The 16,482-nt window shown below is 61.8% G+C and carries 16 protein-coding genes; 7 read left to right on the forward strand and 9 right to left on the reverse strand.

Annotated features, from left to right (window positions below; genetic code table 11):
• Positions 1 to 51 precede the first annotated feature (51 nt).
• The 9 genes from gyrB to dnaA form a co-directional block, all read right to left on the reverse strand.
• A complete protein-coding gene (gyrB, locus tag P3G66_RS24280) occupies positions 52 to 2,088 on the reverse strand; it encodes a DNA topoisomerase (ATP-hydrolyzing) subunit B (RefSeq protein WP_054832234.1) in 2,037 nt (678 codons plus the stop codon).
• A 197-nt stretch (positions 2,089 to 2,285) separates the two neighbouring features.
• A complete protein-coding gene (locus P3G66_RS24285) occupies positions 2,286 to 3,209 on the reverse strand; it encodes an alpha/beta fold hydrolase (RefSeq protein WP_276117210.1) in 924 nt (307 codons plus the stop codon).
• 40 nt (positions 3,210 to 3,249) lie between these two features.
• Positions 3,250 to 4,371: a PDR/VanB family oxidoreductase gene (locus P3G66_RS24290; protein WP_276117243.1), complete on the reverse strand. Its 1,122-nt coding sequence runs from the start codon at positions 4,369 to 4,371 to the stop codon at positions 3,250 to 3,252.
• Entirely contained in the window at positions 4,371 to 5,282 is a 912-nt protein-coding gene (locus tag P3G66_RS24295) for a metal-dependent hydrolase (RefSeq protein ID WP_276117211.1), read from the reverse strand. Before P3G66_RS24295 ends, P3G66_RS24290 begins: the two co-directional genes overlap by 1 nt.
• 124 nt (positions 5,283 to 5,406) lie before the next feature.
• The gene (locus tag P3G66_RS24300; RefSeq protein WP_276117212.1) at positions 5,407 to 5,952 is read right to left on the reverse strand and encodes a DUF721 family protein; all 546 of its coding nucleotides are present in this window, start codon (positions 5,950 to 5,952) and stop codon (positions 5,407 to 5,409) included.
• Entirely contained in the window at positions 5,945 to 7,174 is a 1,230-nt protein-coding gene (gene recF, locus P3G66_RS24305; protein WP_054828073.1) for a DNA replication/repair protein RecF, read from the reverse strand. The genes P3G66_RS24300 and recF overlap by 8 nt, the downstream gene beginning before the upstream one ends.
• On the reverse strand, positions 7,175 to 8,083 hold the full coding sequence (gnd, locus tag P3G66_RS24310) for a phosphogluconate dehydrogenase (NAD(+)-dependent, decarboxylating) (protein ID WP_276117213.1): 909 nt from the start codon (positions 8,081 to 8,083) through the stop codon (positions 7,175 to 7,177).
• A gap of 44 nt (positions 8,084 to 8,127) precedes the next feature.
• Entirely contained in the window at positions 8,128 to 9,312 is a 1,185-nt protein-coding gene (gene dnaN / locus P3G66_RS24315) for a DNA polymerase III subunit beta (RefSeq protein WP_007729165.1), read from the reverse strand.
• Positions 9,313 to 9,896: 584 nt separating this feature from the next.
• Positions 9,897 to 11,459: a chromosomal replication initiator protein DnaA gene (gene dnaA / locus P3G66_RS24320; protein ID WP_003942491.1), complete on the reverse strand. Its 1,563-nt coding sequence runs from the start codon at positions 11,457 to 11,459 to the stop codon at positions 9,897 to 9,899.
• 780 nt (positions 11,460 to 12,239) lie between these two features.
• Between dnaA and rpmH the strand changes: the two genes are divergently transcribed.
• The 7 genes from rpmH to P3G66_RS24355 all read left to right on the forward strand — a co-directional run bounded on the left by rpmH (position 12,240) and on the right by P3G66_RS24355 (position 15,972).
• Complete coding sequence (rpmH, locus tag P3G66_RS24325) at positions 12,240 to 12,383, forward strand: 50S ribosomal protein L34 (RefSeq protein ID WP_003942540.1); 144 nt, start codon at positions 12,240 to 12,242, stop codon at positions 12,381 to 12,383.
• Positions 12,384 to 12,409: 26 nt separating this feature from the next.
• Positions 12,410 to 12,790: a ribonuclease P protein component gene (gene rnpA, locus P3G66_RS24330; protein ID WP_019746209.1), complete on the forward strand. Its 381-nt coding sequence runs from the start codon at positions 12,410 to 12,412 to the stop codon at positions 12,788 to 12,790.
• A complete protein-coding gene (yidD, locus tag P3G66_RS24335) occupies positions 12,787 to 13,167 on the forward strand; it encodes a membrane protein insertion efficiency factor YidD (RefSeq protein ID WP_007729147.1) in 381 nt (126 codons plus the stop codon). Before rnpA ends, yidD begins: the two co-directional genes overlap by 4 nt.
• A 4-nt stretch (positions 13,168 to 13,171) precedes the next feature.
• Positions 13,172 to 14,278, forward strand: a complete 1,107-nt coding sequence (gene yidC / locus P3G66_RS24340) for a membrane protein insertase YidC (RefSeq protein WP_003942570.1) — start codon at positions 13,172 to 13,174, stop codon at positions 14,276 to 14,278.
• Between the two features lie 20 nt (positions 14,279 to 14,298).
• Positions 14,299 to 14,862: a protein jag gene (locus tag P3G66_RS24345; protein ID WP_003942504.1), complete on the forward strand. Its 564-nt coding sequence runs from the start codon at positions 14,299 to 14,301 to the stop codon at positions 14,860 to 14,862.
• 179 nt (positions 14,863 to 15,041) lie between these two features.
• On the forward strand, positions 15,042 to 15,545 hold the full coding sequence (locus P3G66_RS24350; protein WP_276117214.1) for a hypothetical protein: 504 nt from the start codon (positions 15,042 to 15,044) through the stop codon (positions 15,543 to 15,545).
• A gap of 13 nt (positions 15,546 to 15,558) precedes the next feature.
• Entirely contained in the window at positions 15,559 to 15,972 is a 414-nt protein-coding gene (locus P3G66_RS24355) for a hypothetical protein (RefSeq protein WP_276117215.1), read from the forward strand.
• Positions 15,973 to 16,482 lie beyond the last annotated feature (510 nt).

Below are 16,482 nucleotides of genomic sequence, written 5' to 3' on the forward strand. Positions count from 1 at the left end.
TGCGCGGAAAAGGAGCCCGGGGACTCCTCAACCACGCACAGGGCCGCGGGCCTACACGTCGAGGAAACGAACGTCCCGGGCATTGCGGGTGATGAAGCTGCGTCGTGCTTCGACGTCTTCGCCCATCAGCACGCTGAACAGCTCGTCGGCAGCAGCCGCGTCGTCGAGCGTGACGAGACGCAGAACGCGCACCGTCGGGTCCATCGTGGTTTCCCACAGCTCCTTGGCGTTCATCTCGCCGAGGCCTTTGTAGCGCTGGATGCCGTCGTCCTTGTTGATCTTCTTGCCGGACTCGAGGCCGGCCTTGACCATCGCGTCGCGCTCGCGGTCGGAGTACGCGAATTCCGGCTGCGCACCCTTCTGCCACTTGAGCTTGTACAGCGGCGGCTGCGCGAGGTAGACCTTGCCGTGCTCGACGAGCGGCCGCATGAAGCGGAACAGCAGCGTGAGCAGCAGCGTTGCGATGTGCTGACCGTCGACGTCGGCGTCGGCCATGAGCACGATCTTGTGATAGCGCAGCTTGGCGATGTCGAACTCGTCGTGGATGCCCGTGCCGAACGCGGTGATGATCGACTGGACTTCGGTGTTCTTGAGGACGCGATCGATCCGCGCCTTCTCGACGTTGATGATCTTTCCGCGAAGCGGGAGGATCGCCTGGTACATCGAGTCTCGGCCGGACTTGGCCGAGCCGCCTGCGGAGTCGCCCTCCACGATGTAGATCTCGGACTTCTCCGGATCGTTGGAGCGGCAATCGGCGAGCTTGCCTGGCAGGCCACCGAGGTCGGTCGCGCTCTTACGACGGACCAGCTCACGCGCCTTACGTGCGGCGACGCGGGCCTGCGCCGACGAAACAGCCTTGTTCACAATGGTTTTCGCGTCGGCGGGGTTCGCCTCGAACCAGTGCGCGAGGTGCTCGTTGCACGCCTTCTGCACGAAGGACTTGACCTCGGTGTTGCCGAGCTTGGTCTTGGTCTGACCCTCGAACTGGGGTTCACCGACCTTCACCGAGATGATGGCCGCGAGTCCCTCACGGATGTCGTCACCTGTGAGCTTGGGATCTTTGTCCTTGAGCAGCTTCTTTTCGAGCGCGTACTTGTTGACCGTTGCGGTCAGTGCGGCGCGGAAGCCCTCTTCGTGGGTACCACCCTCGTGGGTGTTGATCGTGTTGGCGAAGGTGTGCACGGACTCCGAGTAGCCGGAGTTCCACTGCATTGCGACCTCGAGCTCGTGGCCGGTGCCCTTGGCGGTGAATCCGACGACCGAGTTGTGGATCGGGGTCTTGCTCTTGTTGATGTGCCGGACGTAGTCCTCGAGTCCACCGGGGTAGTGGTAGACACGGGTCTTGGACTTACGCGGCGCTGCCTGAGCAGCTTCTTCGGCTTCTTCGGCAGCAGACTTGGGAGCCTCGGCCACCTCGGCAGCTTCGTCGTCGATGACCTCGGCGCGCTCGTCGGTCAGCGTGATGGTCAGGCCCTTGTTGAGGAAGGCCATTTCCTGCAGACGACGCGCAACGGTCTCGAAGTTGTAGCGGGTGGTCTCGAAGATCTCGGGATCAGCCCAGAAACTGACGGTGGTGCCGGTCTCCTTCGTCGGGTCGCCCTGTACGAGCTCTCCCGGCTTGGAATCGGTGTACGTCTGCTGCCACCGGTAGCCGTCGACCTTGATGTCGACGTCGAGCCGGGTGGAGAGCGCGTTGACCACCGAGATACCGACGCCGTGCAGACCACCGGAGACGGCATAGGAGTCGGAGTCGAACTTGCCGCCGGCGTGCAGCTGGGTCAGCACGACCTCGACGGTGGGAACTCCGGAGGCGTGCATGCCGACCGGGATGCCACGGCCGTCGTCGATGACGCGGATTCCGCCGTCTTCGAGGAGGGTGACCTCGACCTTGGTGGCGTGTCCGGCCATCGCCTCGTCGACCGAGTTGTCGACGACCTCCCAAATGAGGTGGTGCAGACCGCGTTCACCGGTGGAACCGATGTACATGCCTGGACGCTTACGTACCGCCTCGAGTCCTTCGAGGACGGTGATGGACGACGCGTTGTAGTCCTTGCTGGAAGTGCTTGTATCTGACTTCTGGGCAGCCACGGGTGGGTAGCTCTCCTTCTCCGTCAATACTCGAGCGCAGCCGTCAGCAAGCCCTTGCGGGTGTCGTCGGAGCGGGTTCGAGAATGTTGCCGCTAGTTACCGTTGACCATCTTACTGGTAAGCACCGACTAGAAGCGGCCAATGACACCCCTGGCTGCGCCGCAGACGAATTTTTACGATCCCCTGAAGGTGAAACGCTAGGAACTTTGCTTCTCCGAGCGACGCTCTCTCAGGCTCACGATAAATGCCCGCGCATGTTCGGCAACCTCGCCCGGATGTGAAAACGGCGACCAGTGTCCCGCTACAATTTCACGTCGCTGCAGGTCGGAGACCCATTTTTCGGTGTCTTCGTATCCCACCGGACGAACGGCTTTGTCGTACTTGTTCAGAATGAGCTGAACAGGCACGTCCGTGTACCGATCCCGCGGCTTGCCGAGAGACGGCCGGATGTTCGCGCGATAAAGCTTGAGTCCGTTCACCATGTCGTCGGCGATGGTGGGCGCGGTGTTGACCACACGGGGGTCCAGACCGTCGAAGAAGCCCAGAAATGCCGGCCAGTGCTTGGAGAACCACAGACGCAACGGGAGGGTGCACAGCCCGGGAATCTGGAACAGAACGGTGTAGGCCGACGCAATTCCCTGCGCCGCTGGGCCGAGGAAACGACGCTTGGACACGCTCGCCCGGATCCACTTGCCGAGATGATCGAGATTGGGGCCCGAGATGGACGAGAACGACGCGATCTTCTCCTCGGCACCCGGCTCGCAGACCGCTTCCCACGTTTCCACAGATCCCCAGTCATGTGCCAGGACGTGCACCGGCTTGCCCGGGCTGACCGCGTCGATGACGGCAAAAAGATCGCCGGCCAGTGCGCTCAGTTGGTAGTCCTGCACCCTCGAGGGGATCGTGCTCTCACCGGCCCCGCGGCTGTCGTAGCTGACGACGCGGAAGTCATCTGCCAGCAAAGGCACGATGCGGTTCCACAATTCATGGGTGTCGGGCCAACCATGCACCAGGACGATGGTCTCGCCGTCCGCCTTGCCCTGCTCGAACACGGCCAGGCTGACGGAACCGTTGGTCACGCGACGCGCGGTCACGGCATGGACAGGAGAGTGCTTGGACATTGACTGACCCTTCGGCTGTGAATCCTTCGGATTGGGAAATCTAGAGATCGAGAACGAGACGTCCACCGTCGGAACGGGATACGCAGATGAGCATCTCCGTTTCCTGTTCGGTGTCGGTCAGACGCCTTTCGCGGTGATCGGGCTTACCCGCGAGCACCTTCACGCGACAGGTTCCGCAGAAACCCTGCTGACACGAGTACCCGACACCGGGCAATGTCTTCTTGATGACGTCGAGCGCGGACTCGTCGGCGGGCACAGTGAGTACCTGACCCGAATTGACAAGCTGCACTTCGAATTCCTTGCCGTCGATCACCGGCGGAGCCCCGAACCGTTCGAAATGCAAAGCGGTGGAGGGTGTATCGCGGAAACCGCGGCGGACGGCATCGAGCATCGGCGTCGGGCCACAGCAGTACACGGCGCCGCCGACCGGCGCTCGTCCGAGAAGGTCTGTGGTGGTGGGCAATCCGAACTCGTCGTCCGGGCGCACGAAGACACGCTCGGGATCCCAGGTTGCGATCTCGTCGAGGAACGGCATGGATTCACGGGAGCGGCCCGAGTACACGAAGTACCAGTCCATCCCCAATTCTCTTGCCGCACGGACCATTGCGATGATCGGCGTGATACCGATGCCGCCGGCGACGAACAACGCGCTGCCTTCTCCGACAAACGGGAAGCCGTTGCGTGGTCCGCGTACCGTGACGTGCTCACCAGGCTGGAGAGCGTGCATCTCGATGGAACCGCCACCGCCGTCGGGGATTCGGCGCACCGCGACGCTGTATCCCGTGCGATCGGCCAGGTCACCGCACAGCGAATACTGACGCCGCAGACCCGAAGGTAGATGGAAGTCCAGGTGCGAACCCGGATGCCACGGCGGAATCGGTGAGCCGTCTGCGGATTCGAAGCGCAGGCGAACGACGTTCTCGTCAGTCGCCACCACCTCACGCTTGCTGACCACCATGTTCATGGCCGTGTCAGGGTTGTGGCCCGCGATATCGGGGTTGTAGTCGTAGGCCGTCAACACGCGAAGGTACTTGTCCGCCAACAACTCCGTGATGCGCATGGCGCGGTCGGGACGGTTCTTCCCGGACAGATCGGGTGGAGCCGGAAAACGCGGCAACCCGTCGTGACCGGAGATGACGTCCTTGACCCTCGAGAGTGAAATCACCGTGAGGCCGCCTGGGCTGCGGGTGACGACGCCAGGTATTGCACCGCCTGGGCGGTCGAGCCCTCTTTACTGGGGTGGTACGACTTGCTGAAGTAGGTCGACATCCGCTTGGCCAGCTCGAACGACGTGGGAACTGTGCCTCGCTTACCCGCCGCGATGAAATCGGACAGGTGGGGGCGTCGACGGCTGGGGGCCTGAGCGGCAAGTTCGGGATCGTTGCGCATCAGGAACCTGGTGCCACGAATCCACAGCCACACCAGTACCGGCGTGACGACGATCTGGGTTCGGATGCGGCGTGTCTCGCGCTTGTCGAAGTAGCGCATCACGTCGTACGCGACGGAGCGGTGTTCTACCTCCTCGGCACCGTGCCAGCGGAGCAGATCGAGCATGGTCGGGTGCATACCGGCTTTGTCGAGTCCCTTGGCGTTGAGCACCCAGTCGCCGAGAAAAGCCGTGATGTGTTCGATTGCCGCGATGATCGCCAAGCGCTCCACCAGGTGATTCTCGGCACGCAGTCCTGTCATCGGACGCGGTCCGAGCAGTTTCGAAAAGGTCCATTCCATCTGCTGGGTGTACGGCGTCGGATCGAGGCCGTTCTCCTTGAGATGGACCAGGACGCCCGAGTGCGCGTTGGAGTGCATCGCCTCTTGGCCGATGAATCCGACGACGTCTTCACGGAGCTTCTCGTCCTCGATGAGGGGAAGAGCTTCCTTGAAGGTCTCGACAAACCATTCCTCACCGGCAGGGAGGAGCAGATGGAGCACGTTGAGAACGTGTGTGCTGAACGGATCGCCCGGAATCCAGTGCATGGGCAGATCGGACCAGTCGAACTCGACATTGCGAGCCTGCAACAGGATGTGATCCGGCTCGGCGAACGACGAAGCGGGTGTCGATATCTTCTGCGACATCTAGCTACTCCTTCATGCCTGCCGATCGGTGGGGAACGACAGCCTTGTGACACAGTTCACTCACTAGCGAGTTTTAACTGTAACACGAAGTAATAGGTAGAACCAGGGCCTGGTTGAGTTTTCCTCAGCCGTACGTATCGCGAGGTCCGCGGCCTTTCACATGCCTTTCTCCCTTGCGCCAGCTAGGCGCACTCGGACCGGTGATCCGCAGTGTCTTCACGACCCCGTCACCGACGGCAGCAGCGATCTTGGCCAGAATCTGGGACTGCATCATGCGCAACTGGGTAGCCCACGCCGTCGATTCGGCGGAGATGCTGAGAACACCTTCTTTCAGAGAAATCGGCTCGGCGTGCGCGGAGATGTCTTCTCCGACGACCTGCGGCCACCGACCGAGGACCGTGCCCTCGGACACCTTGGGGGACCACCCACGCGATTTGGAGATAGCGCTGGTGAGAGTGCCGAACGGCTGAGGGTCCCGCGCATCCGGGCCGGGGCCGGACCAACCGCTGCGTCGACGCGGGCGGCCGCTTCCGTATTTGGGCGACGAGCGCCCCTGCCCGACGGCCTTGCCGTTGGCTTTGGCTGTCGCGCGTGCCTCCTCGAGGGCACGGCGCGCCAGATCGATCCCCTTGAGCTCGGGCTCCGGGGCCGCGCTGCTGTCTTCAGTCATCGAACTCGACCTCCTGATCCGTCGAGCCTACGGGCACTATCCGGGATATCCGACCGTCTCCGGTATCGGAGGCTTCGACGCCGAACTTGGCCGCCTCGAGTTCGTCCGGTACGTCCTCGGGAACGGCGGCCGTGATCAGCACCTGTTCGGCGGTGGCTGCAACGGTGGCGAGCGCACGACGCCGACGACGGTCCAACTCCGCGAATACGTCGTCGAGCATCAGGACCGGGTCGCTGCCGTCGGCGCGCAACAGGGCAAAACCTGCCAGCCGCAGCGAAAGCGCGAAAGACCACGATTCACCATGGCTTGCAAAGCCTTTCGCCGGGCTGTCACCGAGAATCAGCTCCAGATCGTCCCGATGCGGACCGACCAGACACACTCCGCGATCGATTTCCTTCGACCTCATCTGTGCCAACTCGAGATGGAATCTCTCCTCGAGGTACGCAACGTCGTCGATACCGGAAATCCTTGCAGGGTCGGTGAATTCGGGATCCAACGAGGACCCCAGACTGCTCTTGTATCGAATCGACGCCGGCCGGGATTCGGGTGCGATGGAACGATACGACTCCGCCAGATGCGGCGCCAGATCATGGACCAACTCGAGGCGCCCGGCCAACAATTGTGCGCCGTGAGCGGCCAGATGCCCGTCCCACACCTCGAGGGTGGAGAGGACGTTGTCGGACTCGCCACCACGAGAACCGCGACGCAAAGCCGCACCGGCAGTTTTGAGTAGGGCTGAGCGCTGACGTAGAACTTTGTCGTAATCCGCACGGACAGCAGCCATTCGGGGTATCCGGGACGTCAACAACTCGTCGAGATAGCGTCGACGATCGCCAGGATCACCGCGAACCAACGACAGGTCTTCCGGCGCGAACATCACCGACTGCAGAATCCCCAGCACTTCCCGCGGACGACGCGTCGGAGACTGATTTATCCTGGCGCGGTTGGACTTTCCCTCGATCAGTTCGACGTCGATGGTCAGTTCACGCCCGTTGTTGACCACCGTTGCACCGGCAAAAGCACTGGCGGAACCGCTGCGGATCATCGGTGCATCCGTGGACACTCGATGAGACGACAGCGTCGACAGATACCCGAGTGACTCGAGGACGTTCGTCTTACCGTGCCCGTTGGAACCCAGGAACACGGTTGTTCCCGGCGTGAGGTCAAGCGTCAGCGAATCCCAGGATCGGAAGTCACGCAGCGAAAATCTACGAACGAACACTTAGCTTCCAGAAGCCGAATTCTTGGGCGAGGCGCTCTTGACGGCGTGACCACCGAACTGATTGCGCAAGGCCGACACCGCCTTCATGGCCGGTGAATCATCCTGTCGTGAAGCAAATCTCGCGAACAGAGCAGCGGAGATGACGGGAGCGGGGACAGCGTGCTTGATGGCTTCCTCGACCGTCCAGCGGCCCTCACCGGAATCCTCGGTATAGCCCGTGATCTGCGCAAGCTCCGGATCCTCCTCGAGGGCGTCGACCAGCAGATCGAGCAACCACGAACGTACGACGGTTCCCTTCGACCAGGCTCGAAGCACACCGGGAACGTCCGCGATCAGGCTTTCCGCCTCGAGGAGCTCGTACCCCTCGGCATACGCCTGCATCAGGCCGTATTCGATGCCGTTGTGCACCATCTTCGCGTAATGACCAGCACCGACGGGGCCGGCGTGGACAAAACCGTCTGCAGCGTCGCCGTCGGGGCGAAGGGCGTCGAAGATCGGCATTGCCTTTGCCACGTCGGGCTCGGATCCGCCCACCATCAGGCCGTATCCGTTCTCACGGCCCCAGATGCCACCGGAGACACCGCAGTCGAGGAAACCGATCCCACGGGCGCTCAGAAGCTCGGCATGGACAGCATCGTCGGTGTAACGCGAGTTCCCACCGTCGATGACCAGATCGCCACCCTCGAGGGCATCCGCCAGCTCGGCAATGGTGCTCTGGGTGATGTCACCGGCCGGAACCATCACCCAGACGACTCGAGGTCCCTCGAGGGAAGCAGCGAGTTCGGCAAGTGACCCGACATCGGTGACTTCCGGTCGAGGGTCGTATCCGATCACCTCGAGGCCATGCGCGCGCAAGCGCTCACGCATGTTGAAGCCCATCTTGCCGAGACCTACGAGTCCGATCTTCATACTGTTCTCCCTGGTCAGGCGCGAACTGAAGTGCGGGGTTCCACTCAGCCCGGAAGGCGAACCGGCATCAGCAGGTACGTGTACTCGCTCGAGGGCGCAGCGAAGTTACCGGACTCGTCTGCCGTGGGCTCTTCCTCGGCCGCGGGGCGAAGAACAGCCGGACGGCTGGGAGTGGTGAAGCCGAACAGAACGTTTTCGCTGTGAAGCGAATTCAACCCGTCGATGAGGTAACCGGGGTTGAACGCAATGGTGAGTGCTTCGCCCTGGAACGACGCGTTGAGCGTCTCTTCCGCGCGGCCGGCGTCGTCGCCACCCGCAGAGAGGAGCAGGCCGTCAGCGGAGAACTGCATGCGAACCTGTGCGCCACGCTCGGCGACGAGTGCTACACGCTTGATGGCCTCGATGAGAGGCGTGACCTCGACCGTTGCCATCGCGGTGTGCTGAGCAGGCAGCAACTGACGGAACTTCGGGAACTCGGCGTCGAGGAGGCGCGTCGTGGTGCGGCGTCCGTCGTTGACGATGCCGAGGAGTCCGTCGTTTCCGATGGTCGTACCGGAACCGAGAGCCAACTCGACCGGCGAATTTGCATTGCCGGCAAGCGTTTTCGCGGACTCGGACAGAGTCTTGGCCGGGATGAGAACAGCAGCCTGGACGTCAGGGTTTGCCGGAGTCCACTCGAGTTCACGAACAGCGAGACGGAAGCGGTCGGTAGCGGCGAGGACGATCGAATTCTGTTCGATCTCGACACGGATACCCGTGAGCATCGGAAGGGTGTCGTCCTTGCCGGCTGCAACGGCTACCTGGCTGATGGCTTCGGAGAACAGGTCGACGGGAATGGAACCGGACTGCTGCGGAAGCGTCGGAAGCTGGGGGTAGTCCTCGACCGGCATCGTGGGCAGGGAGAACTTGGCGCTTCCGCACGAGATGAGCACGCGAGTGCCCTCGAGGGTCACATCGACCGGCTTGTTGGGAAGCGACTTGGTGATATCGGCAAGGAGGCGTCCGGAGACGAGTGCCTGACCTGCAGTCGTGACATCTGCCGAGACGCGGACCTGCGCGGATACCTCGTAGTCGAACCCGGAAACGGTGAGGCCGGCTTCGGTTGCGTCGAGAAGAACTCCGCCGAGAACCGGCACGGGCGGCCTCGAGGGCAGGCTACGAGCAACCCACGCTACTGAATCAGCGAACTCTTCCCGGGAAACGCGAAACTTCAGGCTTCCAAGCTCCATCGCCGGGTTATTCCTCTCGGTAGGCATGTTCGTCTGCTGCGGATCTGCATCAGCTCACTTGAAGTCTGACACAGACCAAGCGATGCCCACCGTATGCCCTCGAGGGCGCAAGTGGAAAGCCGAAGCCGCGGCGAGCGCAGCCTGAGGCGAGGTTCTCAACAGGAGTTGTCCCCAGAACTATTTTCAAAGAGCTTTTCCTAGGAAATTCTCAGTAGTAGTAATAAGTCCTGTGCAATCTGTGGAGCAACGGTTGTCGACGCTGGTAGGTCCCCTCGAGGGCCTGTGCACTTCTCGAGGACAGACTCGAGGACCAATCGGCCCCCTCTGTGCACTCTCTGAAAGTTTTCGGATTCCTCCTCGAGAACTCCACAGACTTTCGGAGTTATCAACACACTTATCCACAGATGTGAATACTTTTCACAAGAAACGAAGAGTTTGTTCTCATCGGCGTGTCTGACTCCGGCGTGTCGTCCCTCGAGGTGGACAACCGCCCTCGAGGGGACCGCACGTGGAACCCTTCGAATACACCGATGCCGCTCGAGGGAACCTCTGCCTCGAGCGGCATCGATCGAAATAAGTGCAGGTCAACGCTTGGAGCGCTGCTTGATCCTTGCGGTCAACTCCTGAACCTGGTCGTACACCTTGCGGCGTTCCGTCATTTCCTTACGGATCTTCTTGTCGGCGTACATGACCGTCGTGTGGTCACGGCCGAACGTCTGACCGATCTTCGGCAAGGACAAATCAGTGAGCTCACGGCACAAATACATCGAGATCTGGCGGGCCTGAGCGAGCGGCCGGGCCTTACCCGGCCCACACAGGTCGTCGATCGACATGTTGAAGTATTCGGCCGTCACCGCCATGATCGTCGCCGCATTGATCTCGAGGCTCGACGAATCGGGCATCAGATCTCGCAGGACCACCTCGGCCAACGTCAGATCCAACGGTTGACGGTTGAGCGAGGCAAAAGCGGTGACGCGGATCAACGCTCCCTCGAGTTCACGAATGTTGCGCTCGATACGGCTGGCGATCAACTCGAGGACGTCGTGCGGGACCTCGAGGCGATCCATCCTCGCCTTCTTGCTCAGAATCGCGATACGCGTCTCGAGCTCAGGCGGCTGAACGTCGGTGATCAGGCCCCATTCGAAGCGCGTCCGCAGACGCTCCTCGAGGGTTGCCAACTGTTTGGGCGGACGGTCCGAGGAAACGACGATCTGCTTGTTCGCGTTGTGCAAGGTGTTGAAGGTATGGAAGAACTCCTCCTGAATACCTTCCTTGCCTTCGATGAACTGGATGTCGTCGACCAGCAGGACATCCGTTTCCCGGTAGCGACGCTTGAACGCGACCTTGCGGTCGTCACGGAGACTGTTGATGAAGTCGTTGGTGAATTCTTCGGTCGAGACGTACTTGACCCGCATGCCGGGGAACAGTCGCTGTGCGTAGTGGCCGGCCGCATGAAGAAGGTGCGTCTTGCCCAGGCCCGAAGCTCCCCAGATGAACAAGGGGTTGTACGCACGCGCCGGCGCCTCCGCGATCGCGACGGCAGCGGCATGAGCGAATCGGTTGGACGATCCGATCACAAAAGTGTCGAAGGTGTACTTCGCATTGAGGCTGTTGGCGCCGGACCCCGAAGCAGAAGGAGTAGCGGGCGGCTTCGTGAAGTACGACGGCCACGATTCGTGAACGCTCGCGAGTGCTTCGCGGTCGTCGTCGACTTCTTCGGTCTCGGCAGTCTCGGAGTCCGAAGGTTCGCCGTCGCCTTCGGTGAATCTGCGCCGACGGTATGCGCCCGATGAGTTGACCGACTCGAACTGACGGCTGCCCGTGCGCTCCTCGACCGGTTCGGCGGGTGCGTCGGCATCGTCTTCGAGTGCAATGCGGACACCGAGTCCCTCGACCTGGCCGCCGAGGTGGCGTCCGAGTGCCTGCAGGATCGGCTCGCGTAGATCGCGCTCGATCGTCTCTTGAGCAAATGGCGATGGAACCGAGAGGAGTGCAAAACCCTGAGCAAGTGTGAGAGGCCTCACCAGACGGACAAATGCCTTCTGCTTGCTGCTCAAAGCCGGAAGATTACTTCCGGGGTCATCACTCGTGAGTTCTGCAACCACGTCGACCCAGACCCGTGCGAGCGCGTTGGGATCGTCGTTCACGTGGTTCCTTCCCGTGTTTCGCCGACAGTGGGTGTGCTGCAGCTGCCGAGCGTATGGCTGCGGCGTCGAATGATTCGGTGGATTACCACCCGGGGTGAGAACCCCGTAACAGGCTACGAATATGCCACCTGGGCTGTGTTTCCACACAATTATCCACAGATGTGGACAAACCTGCACTGAGTCGGTTTTTTCGTCAACCAAATTCGTCAAAGTGATCGAGAAATTGATCTACCTGCAACTTTGTCGGAACTCGAGGCGTTCGCCACTTGGTGTCGGGGATGCGTCAACACTCACAGCCCTGTGGATGAATGTGGAAACTCGGGATTCGGGGTCGCGTCCGGCGCTCGTGCCCGTATGTGCTGATGAGGCCTTGTCGAGAGCATGCGCCGGTGGAACTGTCCGGGTTGCCTTCGGGTCACCTGCAGTCCGTAGCGGAACTGTTGCCAAGGTCACACTTGCCGCCTCGCTCGAGGTCACGGCCGTATGCACACTGTGAATGGAATCTGCGGAATGATGTAAGTATTGGCGTGTCGCCGTGGTTGCCGCGGGAGGGCTCCGAATCGGGCTGGTTTGACCTTGGCAACGGTGGTAAGTAACCTCGAACGGTCACCCGTTGGTGGTGATCGCTTCGTGCTGGCTACATATGTCAGGTCGGATCGGTCTTCCAAGCCACAACGAGTGAAGTTGATTGTTCTGTACCTGTTGGATCCAAAGGCGCCGTAAGGCGTCGATCACTGAATGACGCCGGGAGGCGTCAATGAACTTCGAGGAGTGTTGACCGTGGCCAAGGGCAAGCGGACGTTCCAGCCGAATAATCGCCGCCGCGCGCGTGTTCACGGCTTCCGTCTTCGTATGCGTACCCGTGCGGGTCGTGCAATCGTTTCGGCGCGTCGCCGTAAGGGCCGCGATTCCCTCACCGCCTGATCTGATTTCGAGTTCAGGAGCTCGGGGTGTTGCCTGAGCCGTCTCGGTTGCGTCGCCACGCGGATTTCTCCGTGGCGGTGCGACGCGGGCGTCGTATGGGAAGACGCGACCTTGTCGTGCACGCGTTCGATCGCGAGCAAGTAGAGGCGCTGGTAGTAACAAATCACGGTCCCCGGTTCGGGCTGATCGTGAGCAAGGCTGTCGGGCCGGCGGTGATTCGACATCGAGTCGCACGCCGGCTTCGTCATATCTGTGCAGATTTCGTCGGACAGGTTTCACCGGAGACAGACGTGGTTATCCGCGCACTTCCGGGTGCAGCTACCGCCAGTTCAGCCGAACTGGCCAAGCAGTTGCGCGGGGGCCTGACCAAAATGAACCTATTGGTGTCGGTAAGTGAAGAGCCATGAGTACTCCGCTCTCTGAGCAGATCGAGACTCCCAGAGCCTCCCGTGTCATCACGGTGTTGAAGGCTGTGCGTCGCGCTCCCGCCACTGTTCTCATCTTCTGTATCGAGTTGTACCGGACGTATGTGTCGCCCTTGAGGATGCCGACCTGCCGGTTCACCCCCACCTGCAGTGAATACGCAGTCGAAGCGTTGCGCACTCACGGGGCGATCAAAGGCCTTTTCTTGACTGTGGTGCGGTTGGCGAAGTGTGCCCCCTGGCATTCTGGAGGGTGGGACCCTGTCCCTGCCCGTCGTGACCGTGATGCGGGTAGCCGCCATAGCTGTCCGGAAGCACGCGCAGCGTGTCACAGTCCGACGGACGAACAGAGGAGTACTTAGAGCCGTGCTCAATTTCATCTACTATCCGGTATCCGCGATTCTGTGGGTCTGGCACAAGGTCTTCGGGTTCATTCTCGGCCCGGACAACGGAATAGCCTGGGCGCTTTCCGTGGTGTTCCTGGTGTTCACCTTGCGTGCGGTTCTGTACAAGCCGTTCGTGAAGCAGGTCCGCACGACGCGTCAGATGCAGGAACTGCAGCCACAGATCAAGGCATTGCAGAAGAAGTATTCGGGCGACCGTCAGCGCCAGGCCGTCGAGATGCAGAAGCTCCAGAAGGAGCACGGATTCAACCCGATCATGGGCTGTCTCCCGGTCTTGGCTCAGGCTCCGGTGTTCATCGGTCTGTTCCACGTCCTGCGCTCGTTCAACCGCACCGGCACCGGCATGGGCCAGCTGGGCATGAGCGCCGAGGACAACCTCAACACCCCGAACTACGTCTTCTCGGCCACTGACGTCCAGTCGTTCCTGGATGCTCGTCTGTTCGGCGCGCCCATCTCGGCCGCGATCACGACGCCGGTTGCGCAGCTTCAGGCCTACGTCACCGAGAACGTTCCCGAGCTTCCGTCACGGCTGAACATCATCCTCGTGGCCGCTCCGCTGATGATCATCGCCAGCATCGCGACGCACTTCAACTCACGCGCTTCTGTTGCCCGTCAGAGCGAAGCAGCTGCCGCGAACCCGCAGTCCGCGATCATGAACAAGCTCGCCCTGTACGTCTTCCCGCTCGGTGTTCTGGTCGGTGGACCGTTCCTTCCGATCGCGATCCTCCTGTACTGGGTGTCGAACAACATCTGGACCTACGGTCAGCAGCACCTCGTCTTCCGCAAGATCGACGCGGAAGAAGAAGCCAAGAAGCAGGAAGCGATCACTCGCCGCAACGACAATGCGCCCAAGCCCGGTGCCCGTCCTGATCCCAGCAAGAAGAAGGGATCTCCGGCTGCGCTGAAGACCGCGGATTCAGCCGACGACGACGGTGACGCCCCGGAAGTTTCGCTCAAGAAGCCACAGCCGAAGCCCTCGGGTTCCAGTGGTGGTTCCACGTCGAAACCCAAACAGAACCGGCCACAGAGCAACCGCGGCAACTCCCCCAAGCGCAATAAACGGCGCTGATCCAGGAAAGAGAACGACCAATGTCCAGTGAAGCTGACATCGTTGTGGATGGAGAGAACGCAGACGTGAGCACCGAGACCACTGCGCCGGTTACCGATGTGGATGTAGACATCGACGATTCCGATGACGATTTGATCGAAGAGGGCGAGATCGCCGGCGACTACCTCGAGCAGTTGCTCGACGTTCTCGATTTCGACGGAGACATCGACCTTGACGTCGAGGGCGATCGGGCGATCGTCAGCATCGACGGCGGCGATGACCTGACCAAGCTTGTGGGACGCAAGGGTGAGGTTCTGGATGCTCTCCAGGAGCTGACTCGTCTGGCAGTTCAGCAGTCGACCGGAGAGCGCAGCCGCTTGATGCTCGACATCGCCGGCTGGCGTGCGGGCCGGCGCGAGGCACTCAGTGCTCTCGGTGCGGAAGCTGCACAGCGTGTTCTCGAGACCGGCGAACGCGAAGAGCTTGCTCCGATGACGCCGTTCGAACGCAAGATCGTGCACGACGCCGTCGCCAAGGTCGCCGGTGTTTCCAGCGAGAGCGAAGGCGCTGAGCCGTCTCGCCGAGTGGTTGTCCTCAAGGACTGACACTCCCCCTTGATCGAATGCGGGCCCCGGATTTTCCGGGGCCCGCTTTTGTGTCCGAGAGTGTTTCACGTGAAACCGAATCCGGCGGCACGGTGAAGGTCAGGTGCCTATCGTTGTCGACACGGCCTATCTCTATTTCGGAACCTGTCGTCAATGAAGCGTCGTGAAGGGAAGCAATCTTGCTGATACGACCCGCGACACGGGCCGAGCTGGAAGAGCCCGTGGGGTTCGCGATGAACGATCCGGTCGGGTTCGTCGACGCTGACTCGCTCCGGGAAGAGGTGGCGGCCGGACGGCTTCGTCCGGAATGGAGTTGGTTCGCCGTTGACGGCTCCAGGATCGTCGCGCGTGCCCTGTGGTGGGGGCGTGAGGACAGCGAGCGTCCGCTCGCGCTTGATTTCCTGCACGTGCTGGCTGACGTGCCGGATCGTGCTGCGCTTGCCGCCGAACTCTTGTCGCGGGCGCACACCGAGTTTCACGCGAAGCCTGAGTATGTGCTGGTCGTGCCGACCGCCGGGCAGGACGCGGATTCCGCCGTCGCAGAAGCCGTGTCCTGGCGTCGCGAGGCGGCCCAGGCGGCCGGACTGACCGAGATCATCGAGCGGCTGCGTTTCGAGTGGACGCCTGCGGCCGGTGTGCCCGCCCCCCTCCGAGCGTCTGACTTTCCGTCCCGCCACCGATGAGGAGTTCCTCGCGGTGTTCCAGCGGGTCGCTGTCGGCAGCCTGGATGTCGCCACGCAACGAGGCATCGCGGCTGCGGACATCGTCAGCCAGGCCCGGGATGATCTCGAGTTCTACCGGTCGTGCCCCGGCGAACGATCGTGGTGGCGGCTGGCGGAGACAGTGGACGGGACGTTGGTTGGCTTCGCGATCCCGTCCGCGACGCCCTACGACCGCAACGTCGGATACCTCGGAGTAGTGCCCGAGCTACGCGGGTGCCGCTACGTGGACGACATCCTCTGCGAGATCACCCGCTTTCACGCAGCCGATGGCGCCAATCGCATCACCGCGACCACGGACGTACCCAACACACCCATGGCCGCGGCGTTCAAGCGGGCGAACTACCAGGTGACCGAGGTCAGGATGGTGTTCGAGGCCCCGGCGGGCTGATCCGGGCCTCAACCGGAGGTTCGCTGCCGTCGTGCCGGCGCGGGCCTTTCTGTCCAGCTTGTCCGACGGTGTACGGGGTGACGCGGAGACCGCCGTGTACCAGGGGGTAAAGGTGGCCAGGTTCCAACTCGGCCCACATATCCTGCTGCATCGGTGTCGTACGAAAATAGAGGTCTCCAGATCCGGTCACCCGGTCGAGGAAGTGCCACCATCGGTTGCGCGCGCACGGCCGACTTGGCGCATTCGGCGGTACGCTCGGTCACTTGCATCGTCACCGCAGCCACGGGGAAGTCGGAACAGAGGAGGTCGGCAGCGACCGAAACTTCGATCCCGAACGTCTCTCACAGGCGGGCGGCGATTCTTGAGAGGCGTCATGCTCAGCTTCATGATTGCCTTCTTGGCTGTCGGCGGGGCACTGTGCATGTTCGGATATTCGATCGACAACATGCCGTACTACATGTGAGCCCCTCCCCTCCCCCAGCGGAAATAGTCGGCCCTTCGTTTCACGTG

It is taken from the genome of Rhodococcus sp. C3V (genome assembly GCF_029269915.1).
Taxonomy (GTDB): domain Bacteria; phylum Actinomycetota; class Actinomycetes; order Mycobacteriales; family Mycobacteriaceae; genus Rhodococcus_F; species Rhodococcus_F qingshengii.

What these genes read in the sequence shown, in the direction of transcription:
- dnaN (WP_007729165.1), bottom strand. Translation starts at nt 9,312, where the DNA reads ATGGAGCTTGGAAGCCTGAAGTTTCGCGTTTCCCGGGAAGAGTTCGCT.
- P3G66_RS24345 (WP_003942504.1), top strand. Translation starts at nt 14,299, where the DNA reads ATGTCCAGTGAAGCTGACATCGTTGTGGATGGAGAGAACGCAGACGTG.
- P3G66_RS24295 (WP_276117211.1), bottom strand. Translation starts at nt 5,282, where the DNA reads ATGTCGCAGAAGATATCGACACCCGCTTCGTCGTTCGCCGAGCCGGAT.
- P3G66_RS24285 (WP_276117210.1), bottom strand. Translation starts at nt 3,209, where the DNA reads ATGTCCAAGCACTCTCCTGTCCATGCCGTGACCGCGCGTCGCGTGACC.
- gnd (WP_276117213.1), bottom strand. Translation starts at nt 8,083, where the DNA reads ATGAAGATCGGACTCGTAGGTCTCGGCAAGATGGGCTTCAACATGCGT.
- yidD (WP_007729147.1), top strand. Translation starts at nt 12,787, where the DNA reads ATGAGTACTCCGCTCTCTGAGCAGATCGAGACTCCCAGAGCCTCCCGT.
- P3G66_RS24300 (WP_276117212.1), bottom strand. Translation starts at nt 5,952, where the DNA reads ATGACTGAAGACAGCAGCGCGGCCCCGGAGCCCGAGCTCAAGGGGATC.